Source organism: Mammaliicoccus sp. Q-M61 (assembly GCF_022386055.1).
Taxonomy (GTDB): Bacteria; Bacillota; Bacilli; order Staphylococcales; family Staphylococcaceae; genus Mammaliicoccus; species Mammaliicoccus sciuri_A.
This window is the reverse complement of record NZ_JAJNJL010000001.1, coordinates 287,408-307,009: the sequence shown is the minus strand read 5'-3', so window position 1 is coordinate 307,009 and position 19,602 is coordinate 287,408. Positions and strand designations below refer to the sequence as shown.

General features: G+C 32.9%; 18 protein-coding genes. 15 read left to right on the top strand and 3 right to left on the bottom strand.

Annotated elements, in window-relative coordinates; translation table 11 throughout:
- Positions 1-55: 55 nt before the first annotated feature.
- Positions 56-1,258 (top strand): bifunctional phosphopantothenoylcysteine decarboxylase/phosphopantothenate--cysteine ligase CoaBC, encoded by a 1,203-nt coding sequence (gene coaBC, locus LQ677_RS01430; protein WP_239748039.1) that lies wholly within the window; start codon positions 56-58, stop codon positions 1,256-1,258.
- On the top strand, positions 1,255-3,663 hold the full coding sequence (priA, locus tag LQ677_RS01425; protein WP_239748038.1) for a primosomal protein N': 2,409 nt from the start codon (positions 1,255-1,257) through the stop codon (positions 3,661-3,663). The genes coaBC and priA overlap by 4 nt, the downstream gene beginning before the upstream one ends.
- Before the next feature lie 61 nt (positions 3,664-3,724).
- Here priA and LQ677_RS01420 read toward each other — a convergent pair whose 3' ends face one another.
- Both LQ677_RS01420 and LQ677_RS01415 read right to left on the bottom strand, forming a co-directional pair.
- Complete coding sequence (locus LQ677_RS01420; RefSeq protein ID WP_037587587.1) at positions 3,725-3,988, bottom strand: YrhK family protein; 264 nt, start codon at positions 3,986-3,988, stop codon at positions 3,725-3,727.
- A 411-nt stretch (positions 3,989-4,399) separates the two neighbouring features.
- Positions 4,400-5,287, bottom strand: coding sequence for a nuclease-related domain-containing protein (locus tag LQ677_RS01415; protein ID WP_191836234.1), 888 nt, complete (start codon positions 5,285-5,287; stop codon positions 4,400-4,402).
- Between the two features lie 163 nt (positions 5,288-5,450).
- Here LQ677_RS01415 and def point away from each other — a divergent pair, with 163 nt between their 5' ends.
- The 13 genes from def to LQ677_RS01350 all read left to right on the top strand — a co-directional run bounded on the left by def (position 5,451) and on the right by LQ677_RS01350 (position 19,102).
- Positions 5,451-5,939 (top strand): peptide deformylase, encoded by a 489-nt coding sequence (gene def, locus LQ677_RS01410; protein ID WP_107565732.1) that lies wholly within the window; start codon positions 5,451-5,453, stop codon positions 5,937-5,939.
- Positions 5,932-6,864, top strand: a complete 933-nt coding sequence (fmt, locus tag LQ677_RS01405; protein WP_037587594.1) for a methionyl-tRNA formyltransferase — start codon at positions 5,932-5,934, stop codon at positions 6,862-6,864. The genes def and fmt overlap by 8 nt, the downstream gene beginning before the upstream one ends.
- A complete protein-coding gene (gene rsmB / locus LQ677_RS01400; RefSeq protein WP_185805783.1) occupies positions 6,861-8,171 on the top strand; it encodes a 16S rRNA (cytosine(967)-C(5))-methyltransferase RsmB in 1,311 nt (436 codons plus the stop codon). Before fmt ends, rsmB begins: the two co-directional genes overlap by 4 nt.
- A gap of 1 nt (position 8,172) precedes the next feature.
- A complete protein-coding gene (gene rlmN, locus LQ677_RS01395; RefSeq protein ID WP_025904564.1) occupies positions 8,173-9,264 on the top strand; it encodes a dual-specificity RNA methyltransferase RlmN in 1,092 nt (363 codons plus the stop codon).
- A gap of 3 nt (positions 9,265-9,267) precedes the next feature.
- The gene (locus LQ677_RS01390; protein WP_025904563.1) at positions 9,268-10,014 is read left to right on the top strand and encodes a Stp1/IreP family PP2C-type Ser/Thr phosphatase; all 747 of its coding nucleotides are present in this window, start codon (positions 9,268-9,270) and stop codon (positions 10,012-10,014) included.
- A complete protein-coding gene (gene pknB / locus LQ677_RS01385) occupies positions 10,011-12,002 on the top strand; it encodes a Stk1 family PASTA domain-containing Ser/Thr kinase (protein ID WP_126476896.1) in 1,992 nt (663 codons plus the stop codon). The genes LQ677_RS01390 and pknB overlap by 4 nt, the downstream gene beginning before the upstream one ends.
- A 130-nt stretch (positions 12,003-12,132) precedes the next feature.
- Positions 12,133-13,329, top strand: coding sequence for a hypothetical protein (locus LQ677_RS01380; RefSeq protein WP_239748037.1), 1,197 nt, complete (start codon positions 12,133-12,135; stop codon positions 13,327-13,329).
- A gap of 75 nt (positions 13,330-13,404) precedes the next feature.
- Positions 13,405-14,694, top strand: coding sequence for a cytochrome P450 (locus tag LQ677_RS01375; protein ID WP_025904560.1), 1,290 nt, complete (start codon positions 13,405-13,407; stop codon positions 14,692-14,694).
- Between the two features lie 124 nt (positions 14,695-14,818).
- The gene (locus LQ677_RS01370) at positions 14,819-15,499 is read left to right on the top strand and encodes a response regulator transcription factor (RefSeq protein WP_126476892.1); all 681 of its coding nucleotides are present in this window, start codon (positions 14,819-14,821) and stop codon (positions 15,497-15,499) included.
- Complete coding sequence (locus LQ677_RS01365) at positions 15,489-16,874, top strand: sensor histidine kinase (RefSeq protein ID WP_126476891.1); 1,386 nt, start codon at positions 15,489-15,491, stop codon at positions 16,872-16,874. Before LQ677_RS01370 ends, LQ677_RS01365 begins: the two co-directional genes overlap by 11 nt.
- A gap of 58 nt (positions 16,875-16,932) precedes the next feature.
- The gene (rsgA, locus tag LQ677_RS01360) at positions 16,933-17,808 is read left to right on the top strand and encodes a ribosome small subunit-dependent GTPase A (protein ID WP_126476889.1); all 876 of its coding nucleotides are present in this window, start codon (positions 16,933-16,935) and stop codon (positions 17,806-17,808) included.
- Entirely contained in the window at positions 17,808-18,455 is a 648-nt protein-coding gene (gene rpe, locus LQ677_RS01355) for a ribulose-phosphate 3-epimerase (protein WP_126476887.1), read from the top strand. The genes rsgA and rpe overlap by 1 nt, the downstream gene beginning before the upstream one ends.
- A gap of 2 nt (positions 18,456-18,457) precedes the next feature.
- Positions 18,458-19,102: a thiamine diphosphokinase gene (locus LQ677_RS01350; RefSeq protein ID WP_126476885.1), complete on the top strand. Its 645-nt coding sequence runs from the start codon at positions 18,458-18,460 to the stop codon at positions 19,100-19,102.
- A 55-nt stretch (positions 19,103-19,157) separates the two neighbouring features.
- On the opposite strand, the gene rpmB is transcribed toward LQ677_RS01350, so the two are convergent.
- Positions 19,158-19,346 (bottom strand): 50S ribosomal protein L28, encoded by a 189-nt coding sequence (rpmB, locus tag LQ677_RS01345; protein WP_017000124.1) that lies wholly within the window; start codon positions 19,344-19,346, stop codon positions 19,158-19,160.
- Between the last annotated feature and the right edge of the window lie 256 nt (positions 19,347-19,602).

Here is a 19,602-nt window from a genome sequence, read left to right as displayed (position 1 = left end):
AGAATGTATAATAAGTATAAAGTTTAAGAATCGAATTAATCGGAGGAGTACACAAATGAAGAATATACTTCTAGCTGTAACTGGGGGAATAGCTGCCTATAAAGCTATAGATTTAACGAGCAAATTAACACAAAGCGGCTATCAAGTGCGCGTCATGTTAACTGAGAATGCGAAACAGTTTGTGACACCATTGGCATTTCAAGCTATCAGTCGCAATCACGTTTATACAGATACTTTTGACGAAAAAGATGTCAGTGAAATTCAACATATTACGTTAGCTGACTGGGCTGATGCAGTCATTGTTGCGCCTGCAACAGCTAATACAATTAGTAAATTAGCGAATGGCTTAGCAGATAACATGGTGACTTCTACATTGCTTGCTACGACTGCTCCTGTTTTTATCGCACCAGCAATGAATGTTCATATGCTTGAACATCCTTCTACCGTTGAAAATATGTCTCGTTTAAGAAATTATGGTTATAAATTCATTGCGCCAGGGGAAGGTTATTTAGCTTGTGGTTATGTTGCAAGAGGTAGAATGGAAGAACCGATTACCATTTTGACAATTATTGATGATTATTTTAAAGAACAAGCACAACCACAAACATTTGCTTTAAAAGGTAAAAACGTACTTGTAACTGCTGGACCAACAGTTGAAAAAGTAGATGCTGTACGCTATTTTACAAATCGTTCAAGTGGAAAAATGGGTTATGCATTAGCTGAAGCTGCAAGAGATTTAGGGGCGAACGTTACGTTAGTAAGTGGAGAGACAAATTTAACGCAACCTGTTGGCGTAGAATTTGTTCAAGTAACAAGTGCTGAAGATATGTTCCAAGCTGTTAAATCACGTATGAATGATATGGACATGATTATTAAGGCAGCAGCAGTCGCTGATTACACACCAGTTGAAACTTCTGAACATAAAATGAAAAAGAAAGATGGCGACTTACAGCTTACATTTAAAAGAACGACAGACATCCTTAAATATTTAGGGGAACATAAAGATAAGCAATATTTAGTTGGATTTGCTGCTGAAACAGATAATGTCGAAGAATATGCAATGGGTAAATTGAAAAAGAAAAATGCAGACGTCATTGTTGCCAATCACGTTGCGAATGAGACAATTGGTTTTAGATCTTCAGATAATGAAGTAGTTATGTATTTTGCAAATGGTGATAAAGTACCAATTGCTAAAGCTTCTAAACAACAAGTGGCCATCAAAATTTTAAATGAAATTACTAGTAGGTGGGAAGATTGATTGCAAATGTAGTCGTAGATATTCCAGCTAAAAATGTCGACAAAATATTTGATTATTTAATTCCGCAAGATATTGAAGATATCGTCAAAGTCGGTGTTAGAGTTGAAGTGCCTTTTGGTCCACGTAAAATTCAAGGATTTGTCATAGGCATAAGTGAAGAATTAACAAGTGAAATTGATCAGTCAAAATTAAAATCAATCATTCGTGTTAAAGATTTTAAACCAGAGTTAACAGCGGAACTCATTGAACTGAGTGAATGGATGTCTAACTTTCATTTAGTTAAGCGTATTTCAGCTTTAGAAATTATGTTACCGAGTGCTGTCAAAGCTAAATATCAAAAAGTATATTGTGTTGCTGATCCAGAAGGGATTCCTGCACAATATTTAAATCATTTTAATAAAGAAGGTATTTTAACATTTGAACAAGCGCAACAACTTCAAATTGTTTCTATTTTAGAAGACTTTGTAGAAAATGAGGCAATTATAAAAGACACAATTGTAGGTCAACAACTCACAAGAAAATATGTAACTTGCGTAAGAATCGTCCCTACAGATCGATTAGATGAGATTTTGATGTCATTGAGTAAAAAAGAAAAACAACTCGATGTCATGAACTATTTAATTGAACATAGACGAGATGATGTCATGCTCAGAACATTAAAAGAAGAAGGGTTCTCAGAATCGAGTATCAATACGCTTGTTAAAAATCAAATATTAGAAAAATACGATGGCATTATGAATAGAGATCCGTATGAGCATCGCATTTTTGAAAAAGAACATAATAAAGCATTGACTGAGGCGCAACATGAAGCTTTTACACAGATTGATGAAGCGGTTCGAAATAATGAATCGAAGACGTTTCTTTTACATGGTGTGACGGGTTCAGGAAAAACAGAAGTATATTTACAAACTATTGAGAATGTACTCAAAAAAGGCGAACAGGCAATTATGCTTGTGCCTGAAATTGCATTAACACCGCAAATGGTTAACCGATTTAAAGCGCGCTTTGGTGATGAAGTAGCTGTATTACATTCCGGTTTATCTAAAGGTGAAAAATACGATGAATGGCAAAAAATAAGAGATGGTAAAGCAAGTGTTTCAGTCGGTGCAAGATCAAGTGTCTTTGCACCATTTGAAAAATTAGGTCTTATTATCATTGACGAAGAGCATGAAGCAACTTATAAGCAAGAAGATTATCCGAGATATCATGCAAGAGAAATCGCGATATGGAGAAGTGAATATCACAAATGCCCAGTCGTATTAGGATCTGCTACACCAAGTCTAGAAACTTTTGCACGTGCAGAGAAAAATGTTTATCAATATTTAGGATTACCAGATCGTGTAAATCAACAGAAAATGCCTGAAATTGAACTTATTGATATGAGGGAAGAACTTCAAGAAGGTAATCGTTCGATGTTCTCTAATGACCTTACAAAAGCCATTCAAGATCGCATTGATAAAGGTGAACAAATTGTATTGTTCTTAAATAGAAGAGGACATTCATCATTTGTATTATGTAGAGATTGCGGGCATGTGCCACAATGTCCAAATTGTGATATCTCGCTTACATATCACAAAACACATGATGATTTAAAATGTCATTATTGTGGATACAGTGAACCTATGCCTCAAAGATGTCCAAGTTGTGAAAGTGAACATATACGACAAATGGGTGTTGGCACGCAGAAAGTAGAAGAAATTATATACGACACATTCGACCGCGCTAAAGTCATTAGAATGGATGTCGATACCACTTCGAAAAAAGGTGCTCACGAAAAATTATTAACAGCTTTCGGAAACCAAGAAGCTAATATTTTGTTAGGGACCCAGATGATTGCTAAAGGACTGGACTTTGAAAATATTACATTAGTAGGCGTACTTAATGCAGATACGATGCTAAACTTGCCAGATTTCAGATCGAGCGAAAAGACATTCCAATTACTGACTCAAGTTGCAGGTAGAGCAGGTCGACATGAGAAACAAGGCGAAGTTATGATTCAAACATATAACCCGGATCATTACGCTATCTTAGATGTTACAAGCAATGACTATATGTCCTTTTATCAAAAAGAAATGAAATTTAGACAGATTGGTAAGTACCCACCATATTATTATCTTGTGAATTTGACTATTAGTCATAACGATATTAAAAAAGTATTAAAAGCATCAAAGCATATACATGGTATATTGTTGCAACACGTCACAACACAATCCTTTGTATTAGGACCATCACCAAGCCCGTTATCACGAATTAATAATAGACATCGATTCCAAATATTAATTAAATTTAAGAACGAACCAGATTTATTAACAGCCTTACAATATTTAGATGATTATTATCACGAGCAATACTTAAAAGATAAACTATCACTAGAAATAGATATTAACCCTCAGATGATGATGTAAATAGAAAGAAACCCGTGAAATGTGATGATTTCACGGGTTTTTCATATGAAGAGAGTGAATTCTAGTTCTCTTTTCTAATTTTGCTGATATGAATATCTCTTGAAATTGCAATCAACGGACGAATAAGCATTTGGAAACTCCCAATTACAAATAGAACAGTTCCTGCAAAAGTAGTCGATTCATTAAAAAATAGAAAACTACCCGTTATAAATATCATCGCAAGAATGATATCGTTAATTTGATATAGAAATTTATAAAAAGTAACAACCTTAACATCAATATTGAATATGGTGAATTCCAATTCATTTTTATTTTTAGTGTGCATAATCCTCACCTCAAGTTGATAATATCAATAAATAGATTAAATTCAAGAGATTGATGTATGTGGGGGGAGAAGTACTGACCCCGTTATTAGCAGTTTTGGTCAAAGGTGCAAATACTGATGCCGTTATTAGCAGTTCTGGCCAAAGGTGCAAATACTGACCTCGTTATTAGCAGTTTTGGCCAAAGGTGCAAATACTGACCCCGTTATTAGCAGTTTTGGCCAAAGGTGCAAATACTGACCCCGTTATTAGCAGTTCTTGCTAAAGGTGCAAATACTGACCCCGTTATTAGCAGTTCTGGCCAAAGATGCAAATACTGACCCTGTTATTAGCAGTTTTGGCTAAAAGTGCAAATACTGACCCTGTTATTAGCAGTTCTGGCTAAAAGTGCAAATAACAAACGCCACACTAGTTTATTTAGGGAAAAATTTTCTATTTCTTTTCTTCTCTGATTTGAAATACTTGTTACAAACACGGCCAATTGTATATTGCTTCACCGGATAACACCACTGGATGGCTTCATCAAATGTGAAGCCGTCTCTTTTTAAATAATAGAGTTCTTTCAAATTGTACAGGACGATTTCTTCGGATTTGATCTTAGAGTAACAGTATGTGCAGTTATAGTAGATTTTACTTTCTACTATATTGATAGTGTGCATTTTTCTACAGCTCGGGCATTTTATACCTGCTAAACTGATGTCGAAGTAAGGTGTGATTTCTTTTTGATAATAAGTGGAGTGAATTTTCTTGTGTTGTAATAAAAAGTTTAAAAGTGCGGGGTTAAACTTTGATGTATGAGATTGTAAAATTTCTTTGATTTGATTTAACTGATTGAAGTAGATGATATTCTGATCATGTGGCCAGTTTCCAACTGGTATAAAATGAGGGTTCGTAAAAATGATATAAGGCTGAATATCTATATGTATACCATTTTGATACAGTAATTTTTCTAATTCAGATTTCATAAATTGAGTTTGTTTAATGGGGGATTTCGTAGTGATTCCGTAACTATTTTTTAAGTAATCTTGTTCGAAGTACCACTCGTCTCTATAATGTTTAATTTCAAATAAGAAAAGTGTATTGTCTGTTGCGACTAAAAAATCAATTTGGACATGATGTTGATGACCGAATTCGAAGTCATAAATATAGCTGATGTTTGGTACCGTATTTAAAAATGATTTGAAATAGCGTTCTCCTTCTTTACCGTTGTAATAAGTGAGAAGATTATTCCTCTCATCTTTCGATAAAATCTTCCGTGATTCAAGTGCGAGTAAATATTGATAGTAATCGGATGCGTTCATATAGGACTCCTTTCTGTTATTTATTGGTAATTCAATTTTACTTCGTTTACTCAAAAATTTCTATCAAATCAATATAAGCGATTGTAGATGAATTTTCTCTGTCGCTTTTTATATTGATTTACGTTATAATTATACGATGAGTTTTTAAAAAGGAGCGATAGATATGGCTGTAAAACCACTTGTTACGGTACCAAATCCAATATTAAATAGAGAAGTTAAAGATGTTGTGACTTTTGATGAGTCTTTAAAAACATTAATTGCTGATTTAGAGGATACAATGTTTGAAAATGATGGGGTGGGTATAGCTGCACCTCAAATTGGCGTTGATCTTAAAGTTGCGATTGTTGATATGGAGCAAGAAGGTATTTTGCAGCTGATCAATCCAACGATTGTTTCTCAATCTGAAGAAACTGAAGCTGATGTAGAAGGTTGTCTCAGCGTACCTGGTGTCTTTGGGGAAGTGAACAGAAGTAAAATGATTGTTGTGAAAAGTAATGATTTAAATGGTAATGAAGTTGAACTAACTGCGTATGATGATATTGCGCGTATTATTTTACATGAAGTAGATCATTTATATGGTGAGTTATTCACGGATAAGATGACAAGAGAAATTAGCGAAGAAGAACTAGAGGAGATGTATAAGGATGAGTAAAATTGTATTTATGGGTACACCAGATTTTTCTACAGGCATTCTTGAAATGTTAATCGAAGAACATGAAGTGATTGCAGTTGTTACTCAACCGGATCGTCCAGTAGGTAGAAAAAAAGTACTGACACCACCTCCTGTTAAAAAAGTAGCAGTCGAACACAACATTCCAGTATATCAACCTGAAAAATTAAATCATTCACCAGAATTAGAAGAGATTATTAATTTACAACCTGATTTGATCGTAACTGCTGCATTTGGACAGCTATTACCAAAATCATTATTAGATGCGCCAAAATATAAAGCAGTCAATGTACATGCTTCATTGCTACCTAAATATCGCGGTGGTGCACCGATTCATTATGCAGTTATGAATGGTGAGAAGAAGACTGGCGTAACAATTATGTATATGGCAGAAAAATTAGATGCAGGTAATATTATTAGCCAAGATGAAATCGACATTAAAGAGAACGACACAGTAGGAGATGTTCATGATCAACTAGCAGTACTCGGTACAGCATTATTGAAACGAACTTTACCTACTATTTTTAATGGAACAAATGATAGCATTCCTCAAGATGAATCTCTAGTAAGTTTCGCTTCTAATATTTCAAGAGAAGATGAAAGAATTGACTGGACACAAGATGCTGAATCAATTCATAACCATATTAGAGGGTTATCACCTTGGCCAGTTGCATATACAACGATGAATGATAAAAATATGAAATTGTGGCGCAGTGAAATAGTAAGAAATGTTAAAGGTAATCCAGGAGAAATTGTTGAAACAACTAAATCAGCTATTATAGTAGCAACAGGCAGTGAAGATGGTGTTGCTTTAACTGAAATACAATTAGCAGGTAAAAAACGAGTGCAAGCACGAGATTATTTAAGCGGATTACAATCAAAAATTGATGGGACTAAATTAATATGATGAAAAATAATGTAAGAAACGTTGCATTAACGATTTTAGATGATGTACTGACAGGTGAAGCATATAGTAATCTACAACTTAATGAAGCGATAAAAAATGAAGCCGTATCTAAAAAAGATGTTGGATTATTAACGGAACTTGTATATGGTACTTTACAAAGAAAAATCACTTTAGAATATTTAATTGAGCCTTTTATTAAGACGAAGTTAAAAGGTTGGATGAAACGTCTATTAATCATGAGTGCATATCAATATGTATATTTAGATAAAGTCCCAAATCATGCGATTATCAATGAAGCTGTCAATATTGCTAAAGTACGCGGTGATTTACACAATAGTAAAGCAATTAATGCAATTCTTAGAAATTTCATGTCTACACCATTAAGAACATTAGATGAAATCAAACATGATGATAAGAAGCTTTCAATAGAAGGTAGTGTGCCTTTATGGTTAACGAAACATTGGATTACACATTTTGGATATGAAAAGACAAGAGAAATGTGTTTACTAAGTTTAACACCGCCAGATACAACAGTAAGAGTGAATACAACACGTATATCTGTTGAAGATGCAGTTGAAAGATTACAAAGTAATGGTTATACTGTCGAAATAGATAAAGACATAGAAAGATGTTTACATGTTAAAGGTGAAGCTATTGTAAATGATAGATTATTTAAAGATGGTTTATTATCTGTACAAGATAAGAGTTCAATGTTTGTAGCAGAAATTTTGAATCCAAAACCGAATAGTACAGTATTAGATACATGTAGTGCACCAGGTGGTAAGACTTGTCATATCGCTGAAATCATGAATCAAACAGGTCATGTTGATGCGTTTGACATTCACCCACATAAAATAGATTTAATTGATTTTAATATCAAAAAATTAAGACTTAAAAATGTAACAGCAGCTGTACACGATGCAACTCAGCCTTTTGATCAAACATATGATTACATCCTTGTAGATGCACCTTGTAGTGGATTTGGTGTCATGAGAAGAAAGCCTGAAATTAAATATGATAAGACGTCAAAAGATGTTGAATCATTATGGCACTTGCAATTAGAAATCCTTGAAAATGCGAGTAAATCTCTCGCACCTAATGGAGAATTAGTGTACTCAACTTGTACAATTGAACAAATGGAAAATGAAAATGTTGTATATTCATTCTTAAAAGCAAATCCAGAATTTGAATTCGCATCATTTATAGATCCAAGAACAAATCAAGAAACTAAAACATTACAGCTACTACCTCAAGATTATAATTCAGATGGTTTCTTTATTACTAAAATTAAGAGAAAGGAAAGTTAATATGCCAGCGATACAGAAAAAACGCAATAAATTTATGCCAAACTTCGAAAGACCTTCAATATATTCATTACAATTAGGAGAATTAGAAGATTGGTTGATCGATCAATCAGAACCAAAGTTTAGAGCTAAACAAATTTTTGATTGGTTATATGTTAAAAGAGTAGATGCTTTTAGCGAAATGACAAATCTATCAAAAGAATTGAGAGAAAAGCTTGTTCAATCATTTGAAATTACAACGTTAGAAGTAGCTGTTAAACAAGAAAGTAAAGATGGAACAATCAAGTTTCTTTTTGAATTACAAGATGGATACACGATTGAAACAGTATTAATGAGACATGAATATGGGAATTCAGTTTGTGTGACAACTCAAGTAGGTTGTCGTATAGGTTGTACGTTCTGTGCCTCATCAATCGGTGGTTTGAAACGTAACCTTGAAGCGGGTGAAATTGTTGCGCAAGTATTAACAGTTCAAAAAGCTTTAGATGCTACGGATGAGCGTGTCAGTCAAGTCGTTATTATGGGTATTGGTGAACCATTTGAGAACTATGATGAAATGATGGGATTCTTAAAAATCATTAATCATGATAAAGGTTTAAACATCGGAGCACGTCATATTACAGTGTCTACATCAGGAATTGTCCCTAAAATTTATGATTTTGCTGATGAGTCACTACAAATAAACTTCGCATTAAGTTTACACGCTGCTGATAATGAAACACGTTCTAGATTGATGCCTATTAACAGAGCTTATGATTTAGATAAATTAATGGAAGCTATTGAATACTATGTCAATAAAACGAATAGAAGAATCACATTTGAATATGGTTTATTCGGAGGCGTGAATGACCAAGTTCATCATGCAAAAGCATTGGCAAAATTAATTAAACATTTAAACTGTCACGTGAACTTAATTCCAGTTAACCACGTACCAGAACGCGATTATGTAAAAACATCAAAAGAAGATATCTTTAAATTCGAAAAAGAATTAAAAAGAAACGGGATAAATGCTACAATAAGACGTAATCAAGGTGCAGATATTGATGCTGCATGTGGACAACTAAGAGCAAAAGAGCGAAAAGAAGAAACGAGGTAACAAATCATGGAAGCACGGTTTTTTACAGATGTCGGTCAATTTCGAGAACAAAATGAAGATGCAGGTGGAATCTATACAAATCAAACAGGTCAAGTTTTATTAGTGATTTGTGATGGTATGGGTGGACATGCTGCTGGTGAAGTTGCAAGTCAATTTGTGAATGATTCACTTAAAGCTAGATTCGAAGATGAAAATTATATTGAATATGATCATGCTGAAGATTGGTTGCAATCTAACTTAGCTGATATAAACAGACAATTATATAACGAGTCAATGAACAATGAGATGTATAGAGGCATGGGTACAACTTGTGTTTGTGCTCTAGTCTATGAAAAAGACATCGTTGTAGCTAATATAGGTGATTCACGTGCTTATTTGATGAATAGTCGTGAAATGATGCAATTAACAAATGATCATACATTTGTTAATCATCTTGTTACGATTGGGGAAATTACGAAAGAAGAAGCTTTCACGCATCCTCAAAGAAATATTATTACAAAAGTTATGGGAACAGATAAACGTGTTAACCCAGATATTTTTTACTACAATACAAAATTTTATGATTATTTACTTTTAAATTCAGATGGCTTAACAGATTACTTACATGAAGATGACGTTCAACAAATTGTGATGTCTCATAAAGGTACAGTTGATGATATTGGTGAAACGCTTATCGAAGAAACAATCGAAGTCGAAGGTAAAGATAATATCTCGTTAATATTATATCCATTTGAAGGTGGAAAAATATGATAGGTCGCATAATCGCCGGTCGCTATGAATTTGTGAAGTATCTTGGTGGCGGTGGTATGAGTAACGTCTATTTAGCGAAAGATAAGATCTTGAACCGTGATGTAGCAGTGAAAGTAATCAACATACCGCCTTATGAAAAAGAAAAAGCCGTTGAACGTTTCGAAAGAGAAGTTCAAAATACGACGATTTTAAGTCATAGTAACGTTGTGAATGTACTGGATGTAGAAGAAGATGATAATTGTTATTACCTTGTTATGGAATACATAGAAGGACCAACATTAAAGGAATATCTATGTAAAGAAGGTAAGTTATCTGCAGATGAAGCGGTTGAAATGACCCTTCAAATCTTAAAAGGTATCGCACATGCACACCATCATCGAATTATTCATCGAGATATTAAACCGCAAAACATTCTCATGACTAAAAATGGGACGTTAAAAATATTAGACTTTGGTATCGCAAGGGCATTAAGTGAAACAGCTCTAACTGAAACGAATCATGTTATGGGTTCTGTTCAATATTTATCGCCTGAACAAGCTAAAGGTCAATCAACAGATGAATCATCAGATATTTATTCTATTGGTATTGTATTGTATGAATTATTAACAGGACACCCGCCATTTAATGGGGAAACGCCTGTAAGTGTTGCCATTAAACATATTCAAGAAGAGTTGCCATCTATTAGAAAAGAACGACCATCTATACCTCAAAGTATAGAAAATGTCATTATGAAAGCAACGCGTAAAGAAAAGTCACTCAGGTACCGTGATACAAATGAAATGTATTATGACCTTTTAACAGCATTGGATGATGAACGTAAAGATGAACTACCTAGGTATGATTCTAATTCAGATACTAAAACAATGCCCGTTATAAAAGCAGATGAAGAAGAAAGTGATACAAAGACTGTTCCAATTGCAACGACTCAACAAAATGCTAATGCACAACAACAAAATACGGAAACAAATAAGCCTAAACGTAAACGAAATAAATGGTTAATCGTTTTTGTACCTATTTTACTATTATGTATGTTAGTAGGTGCAATCGGTTTTGCCTTAACAGCACCTAAATATGTAGATGTGCCTAACTTATTAGGAAAATCACGTGGTGAAGCCTTAGCTTTAATTGATGAAAAAGGTTTAAGTAAAGGTAAAATAACAGAAGCCTATAGTAATAGCTTTAAAGAAGGCGAAGTTATGAAAGTAACACCTAAAGTTGGCAGTAAAGTTAAAGAAATGACTAAAGTTGATTTAGTGATATCTCAAGGTGTTAAGACGTTTACCGTAGAAGATTATGTTGGAAAATCAGCAGACAAAACGAAAAAGCAATTAGAAAAACAAGGCTTTGAATCTGTCCGTATAAAAGAACAATACGATAAAGCGGCGAATGGTACAGTAATTAATCAAAATATCGAACCAGGTTCTAAAGTCGTACCTAAAGATACGATGATTATTTTGACTAAATCAATTGGCGTGAAACAAGAATACGTTAAAGATTATACGGGTGAAGAAATCAGTAAAGCAACATCTGAACTTGAAGCGCTTGGATTTCAAGTAGAACAATCTGAAGTTGAAAGTGATGAACCAGCAGATACAATCGTCAAACAATCATTTAAAGATGGCCAATTGCCAGTCGAATCAACGATTTACTTTGATGTATCTAAAGGTGAAGATAAAGACTCTGACTCAGATAAATCAGATGACAAAGATAAAAAAGATGACAACAATGATAATGCAAGAGATAAAACATATACACAATCCGTTTATATACCATTTACAGGATCTGATAGTAAAAAAGGTCAAAAAGTAGAAATCTTTGTTAAAGATAAATCAAATGATATTAAAAAAGTTGCAGATTCCTTTACGATTAAAAAAGATACAACAAGAAGCATAAATTTCACGATTCCAAAAGGCGAATCAGCTGAATATCGCGTTGAAGTAGATGGTAAAGAAATTGAAAGTAACACAATTGATTACGATGATTTCTAAATATATGAAAAGTATATAGCTATTTGTGAGACTGAAACATTAACCAGTGTTTCAGTCTCTATTTTTATACACTATTGATTTAATGCTTAGTTCTTAGTAAAATTTAGAAAATGAGTCTGGGGTGAAAAATATGCTTCCTTATGTGTCTTTATATGAATATGTATATCGTCAAACAGAACATGCTATTGTAGATGCTGATCAAAAGCACGCTATTTATGAAGAGTATAAAAATATTGTGACCTCATCTCATCTAACTGATCAAGTCTTTATAGAAGTTATGAATAATTTCTTCTATGATATAGGCTTGTTGAGTACGTCTATTAAGGCATTGAAAGTTCCTGACAAGCAAGTGGGAATTAAGGTAAGAGCTACTAAAGATGCTTTAGTTGTTACGGAAGTGCTGGATGATATACGTTTTGTTGTTGGTGATGAAATTACAAAGTTATCAGGAGATTCTATTGAATATTGTAGAATGAGATATCATCGTTTATTAAAAGATGAACCATACCATAGGGAAGAATGGGGACATATATTAACTTTCCAAAATGAAGTAGAAGTAAAAAGAGCGAATCAAACTTATCGCTTTGAATTGAGACACTATCCCGTCGATACAGAACATACGATTGATGTGACGGTTAAGGATGATGTACTAATATTAGAATTTAACGGTGATATTCGTTTTGAACAAGCTGTTGACGCGTTATATAAATTATCCAAAATTCAAGAATCATCTAAAAAAGTCGTGTTTGATTTTAGGAACGCACAATTTAAAAATTTAAGTATCGCAGAGTTTCTTATACCTTATTTTTATGAGATTGGAAATCAAGAAACGATATTAACGAGAGACACACACGTAAAGGTTGAGCGAGAGCGTCATAAGACGTTATTTAAGCAAAAATTAGAACGTTTGTATAAAGCGTGCAGTGAAATGAATGAACAAGCTTTTTATCAAAATATTTTAGATCAACCTGTTGGTGATTGGAAACTCTTTGATGATGATAAAATTGATTTTATCGGATTAAGTCGATTTGAAGAAATTGTGGTATTAATTGATAAAGATACATCTTATGCAGCTGAATGGCTCGTTTATAAAATAGCAAAATCGGGAATAGTCAATCTTGTCGGAAGACCAACGAGTGGAAATCTAGCATTTTTTAATATTGTTGAGGAAATTATTGATCAACGATTTATACTCAGTTTTCCAGTTGAAAATCTAAGTCAATCGATTCAACATGATGTCGTTTATCCAGATACGCTAATTGAGTGGTCAAAAAGGCATGCATTAGTTGACAAAGATATAAAATTTTCAATTGATAATAGTAGTTGATTGATTATTTTCACAGAAAATGAAATAATATGTAAGTATATGAAATTTACAAAAATTCTAGGGGGCATTAACTTTATGGGTAAGCAAATACCAAAAGATAGAGGGCTAGACAGTACATTAAAAGTCTTAAAAGAAGGCTATAAATATGTACCAAATAGACTTGAGAAATTTGATACAAATATTTTTGAATTAAGAGCATTAGGTGGAAGAAGAACAGTTGTATTTAGCGGTAAAGAAGCTGCAGAGATTTTTTATAACAATGAATTAATCGAAAGACAAGGTACATTACCTAAACGTGTTGTTAATACTTTATTCGGTAAAGGCGCTATACATACTACTGGTGGTAAAAAACACATAGACCGTAAAGCTCTATTTATGTCATTAATGACTGAAGAAAACTTAGAATATTTGAGAGAACTTACACGTAGTACTTGGTTTATGAATACTGAACGTATGGAAAGAATGGACGAAGTTAACGTTTATAAAGAATCTATCATTCTATTAACTAAAGTTGGATTTAGATGGGCAGGCATTATCGCTTCTCCTGAAGAAATCGAAAGCTGTGCTAAAGATATGGATACTATGATCGATTCATTCAAAAATATCGGTACTGCATTCAAAGGATATAGAGAAGCTAAAAAAGCAAGAGATAGAGTAGAAACATTCCTAGAAAATCAAATTATTGCAGTACGTGAAGGTAAATTAACACCTCCACAAGGTACAGCATTACATGAATTTAGTCATTGGGAAGATTTTGAAGGTAATTTAATGGATTCTAGATTGTGTGCGATCGATTTAATGAACGTTGTGCGTCCTCTAGTCGCAATTAACCGTTTTGTTAGTTTCGGTGTGAAAGCATTACATGATTATCCAGGAGAAGCAGAAAAAGTCTTCAATAATGAAAATGACTATGCTTATAAATTTGTACAAGAAGTTAGAAGATTCTATCCTTTCGTACCATTTTTACCAGGTAAAGCAGCAGTAGATATCGAATTTGATGGCTATACTATTGAGAAAGATACGTTCTTAGTATTAGATATTTACGGAACATTGCATAGAGAAGGCTTATGGGAGAATCCAGAAAGATTCTATCCAAACCGCTTCAGCGATTGGGACGGAAGCCCATTTGATTTAATCCCTCAAGGTGGTGGCGATTATTATACAAACCACCGTTGTGCGGGTGAATGGATGACAATTATCATCATGGAAGAATCAATGAAATACTTCGCTAGAAACATTTCATATGATATGAAAAAAGACCAAGACCTATCTGTTAATTTAAATAAATTACCAGGTCGTGTTGTAAGTGGTACAATCATTGAAAATGTTAATGCATTAGTAAATCGTAACGTAGAATCAGTTTAATCATGAATTGATTCATTATAATAATATTAATCAGGCTGAAATTTCTAATGAAATTTCAGCCTGAATTCATGTATATATGAAAATTTTCAAAGATATTTGGTATCATAGGTAAAGAGGTGATGACATGGTAACTTGTTTAGTTGTAGATGATGATAAATTTATCTTAAATGATTTGAAGCGAGAAATTGAACGTGAACATATAAATGTTATAACAAGTCTCAGTGGTGAGGAAGCTTTAGAAGTTGTAGAGCATAAATATATTGATATTGCTGTTGTAGATATTATGATGCCAGGTATGGACGGCTTTGAATTGTGTCAAATACTTAAAGATAGTTTTGATATTCCAGTTATCATGTTAACGGCAAGAGATGAGTTGAGTGATAAAGAAAATGCATTTCTTGCTGGAACAGATGATTATGTAACGAAACCATTTGAAATTAAAGAGTTAATTTTTAGAATAAAAGCTGTACTACGCAGATTTAAAATTAATTCATCCAATGAACTTCAAATAGGTAACACATTTATTAATAGTGTTGATATGGAAATAACGATTAATCAGAAAACAATGCTTTTACCAAAGAAAGAATTTGCATTACTAGATTATTTAATGCGTAACAAAGATAAAGTATTACAACGAGACAAAATCATTGAAGTTGTATGGGGCATTGATTTCGAAGGAGACGAGCGAACGCTTGATGTACATATTAAACGTATTAGAAAGCGATTAGAAAAGTTAGAGAGCGATGTCTTGATTAAAACCGTGAGAGGCGTTGGTTACAAGGCGGTGCTTGCTCATGAGGTTTAAGTCTTTAGCGCAACGTATAACGATCTATACAATAGTTGTGATGCTCGTAAGTGCTATTTTAGGATTTATTCTTACAAATATTTATTATCATATAGATTTAAAAGAAAAAAATGATCACAAAGTATTTAATACTTTAAAAGATGTTCAAGATTATATTGATCATGACAATGAAATGTCGCTGGATAATTATTTAAATCACTTAAGCGAACTTCATTATCAGGCTGTATTATATAACGATAAGTTGAAACCGACTTATTATGGTGATCACTTCAGAAAATATAATTTAGATAAACAAGCTGTTGAAGATGTTTTAGACGGTAAGACGTATCATGGTATTAAAAATAGACCGTTTAATATTTTTATTACAGGATTCTTTGATAATGAAACGAGAAACACTGTCGGTATTAAGATTCAACATCAAGGTAGTGAATATGCCTTATTTTTAAGACCTAGTGTCGGTTCTATGTTAGGCGAATTTAGAATATTTTTAGCGATATTACTTGTATTACTTGTCGTTATTTCATTAGTACTCGTGCTCTTTTCAAGTTATTCATTGGCAAACCCAATTAGAAGACTTATGAAGACAACGGAATCATTACGTAAAGGTGATTTTGATGTCGATATCAAAGTAACACGTGACGATGAAATAGGTATATTACAACATCGATTTATTAAGATGAGAGATGAACTTAAACAACTAGAAATGATGAGACAATCCTTTGTTCAAAATGTCTCTCATGAAATTAAATCTCCGCTTCAATCTATTTTAAGTTTATTAAGAGAACTTGAACATGAACAAGATGAAAATAACAGAATACAAATTATAGAAGATATATATGCAAGAGCATACCGTTTGAGTAATTTAACGAAACAATTATTGTTGTTATCGGAATTAGATAATAGTGAACATTTGTCATTTAATGAAACAGTACATGTTCAAAAAGTCGTTAAAGAAGTCGTGCAAAGCCTGAATTTCTTATTAGAAGACAATGAAATCTCAGTTCTATTTGATATGGACGATTTAACTATTAAAGGTAATCATAAGTTACTTTATCAAGCACTCTATAATATATTAAATAATGCTATTAAATATTCACCTAAGTATAGTATGATACAAATTGATCTTAAAGAACAAAATGAATTTGTAAAAGTTTCTATTATTGATGAAGGTTATGGCATGACTGAGAAACAATTGAAACATATTAAAGATCGATTTTATAAAGGTGATCAATCTCATAATATTCATGTTGATAGTAACGGTCTTGGTTTATCAATTGTTGATTCAATTATTGAACATCATGATGCTCAAATCTTCTTCGAAAGTGAAGTCGATAAAGGGACAGAAGTAACGATTTTGTTTAAGCAACATAAATAATTGATTATTTAAGCAGTATGATTTGGTATAATAAAAATAAAATGAGGTAGGTGTTATATTGAAAACGGGTCGTATTATTAAATCAATAAGTGGAGATTATTCAGTACAAGCTGACGATGGTATATATATTACGAGAGCTCGAGGGTTATTCAGAAAGAAGAAGACATCTCCTGTTGTAGGAGATATCGTTGATTTTCAAGTTGAAAATGAAACGGGTGGGTATATTCAACATATTCATGAACGTGAGAATATATTATTAAGACCACCAGTCTCAAATATTCATAAAGTTATTGTCGTGATGAGCGCATCGGAACCAGCGTTTAGTCAACAATTATTAGATAGATTTCTCGTAGTCGTTCATTCATACAATATTACACCGATAATATGTGTAACTAAAAAAGATCTCGCCACTGATGACGAAATTCAAAAAATTCAAGATAAATTAGCGCAATATCAATCAATTGGATATGAAACATTATTTATAGGTGAAGATGATGATGTATCAAATGCGATTAAACCTTTAATTGACGGTATCATCGTGTTAAGCGGCCAATCTGGTGTTGGTAAATCCACGATTATGAATAGATTGTTCGAGGATTTGAATTTAGAAACGAACAAAATCTCAAAAGCGCTTAATCGTGGTAAACATACGACAAGGCATGTTGAGTTGTATGAGTTAGATGGTGGTTATTTAGCGGACACACCTGGATTTAGTGCATTAGACTTTTCTCACATTGAAAAGGAAGAACTTGCAGATTTATTCCCAGAATTTGAAGCCATTAAATCACAGTGTAAATTTAGAAATTGTACGCACATTAATGAACCTAAATGTGCAGTAAAAGAACGCATACGAGACAATCATTTTTATCAGTTAAGATATAAGCACTATTTGACATTATTCGAAGAAATTCAAAATAGAAAGGTAAGATATTAATGGTAAAAATAGCACCTTCACTTTTAGCTTGTGATTTTGCAGAATTAAAACAAGAAGTAACACGCGTTAAAGAATCTGGCGCAGACATTTTACATTTTGATGTAATGGATGGTCAGTTTGTACCGAATATATCAATTGGTTTACCTATTTTAGAATCATTAAGAAAAGTAACAGATATGACGATTGATACACATTTAATGATTGAGAACCCAGAACAAATGATAGACGCGTTTTGTGAAGCGGGTAGTGACATGGTATCTGTTCACTTTGAGGCGACACCGCACATTCATAGAGCGATACAACAAATCAAAGCGCATCATAAATTAGCAGGTGTTGTGATCAATCCTGGAACGCCTGTAGAATCATTGTCGCAAATTTTAGGTGACGTGGACTTTGTTTTAATTATGACTGTGAATCCTGGATTTGGTGGTCAAAGCTTTATAGAATCTACGTTAAGTAAAATTACTTGGTTAGACGAATATAGAAATGAACATGACTTAAACTTTGAAATTGAAGTTGATGGTGGTGTTAATGAAGAAACTGGTGCGTTATGTAAAGCACAAGGAGCAGACATATTAGTTGCAGGATCTTATTACTTCAAACATGAAGACTACAAAGAACCTGTACACAAATTAAAGGGTGATTAATCATGAAAGTAAATCTATTATGTAGTATGCGTCATATCAATGAACATATACTTCAAGATGAAAAGCACATTGATTGGATAGGTGTAGATAGAGGCACAATTGAATTAATTAAACGTGACATTAAGCCTGTTGCTGCTATAGGAGATTTTGATTCGGTATCAGATGAAGAGTATCAACAAATTATTAAACATATCGATATTGATCCAGTAAAAAAAGAAAAGGATGATACTGATCTTGCATTAGCAGTTAACTTAGCAGTTGAACTCGGATACGAAGAAATAAGAATATATGGTGCGACAGGTGGCAGATTAGATCATTTTATGGGTGCTGTTCAAATATTAACGAAACCAGAATTTCTGGAAGATAATATTCAAATTACGCTTGTAGATGAGCAAAATGAAATTACAGTATTAAAAGCAGGAAATCATCGAATTTCACAAGTAGAAGGCATGAAATATGTATCGTTTATTCCGCTAAGTACGAATATTAGAATAAAATTAGAAGAATTTAAATATGATTTGCCATTTACAACTTTGGCTCAAGGCTCAACGTTAACAATTAGTAATGAGTTTAAAGCGGGTCATGAACACCCATTAGTAACAGTTGAACTTGGTAATATATTGATGGTACAAAGTAAAGATAAATAAAAAAAAGAGAACCTTCCACACAAAGGTTCTCTTTATTATATGTGACTTATATTCATTAAACGCGTGTAACTTTACCTGATTTAAGCGCACGAGCTGAAACCCATACACGTTTAGGTTTACCGTCAACTAAGATTCTAACTTTTTGTAAATTAGCGTTCCAACGACGTTTGTTAGCATTTAATGCGTGAGAACGGTGGTTACCAGTTCTAGCTTTACGACCTGTTACGAAACATTCTTTAGCCATAAATATCCTCCTTTAATGAAATATAAATACACATTTATTTACGTTTACACACCTTAATAATATAACACGCACTTGTCATTTATTCAACGCCTTTTTTGTAAATTAGCGAAAAAATAATAACAAATTTCGCAAAAAGTATTTTAAAGTTCAATTTATTTGTTATAATAATATCTTGTGAAAACGTTGTATAAAAAACGTGATTAAAATGATGAATTCTTGCGATGTGAATGTGATATTAAGTATAATTAAACAGAAC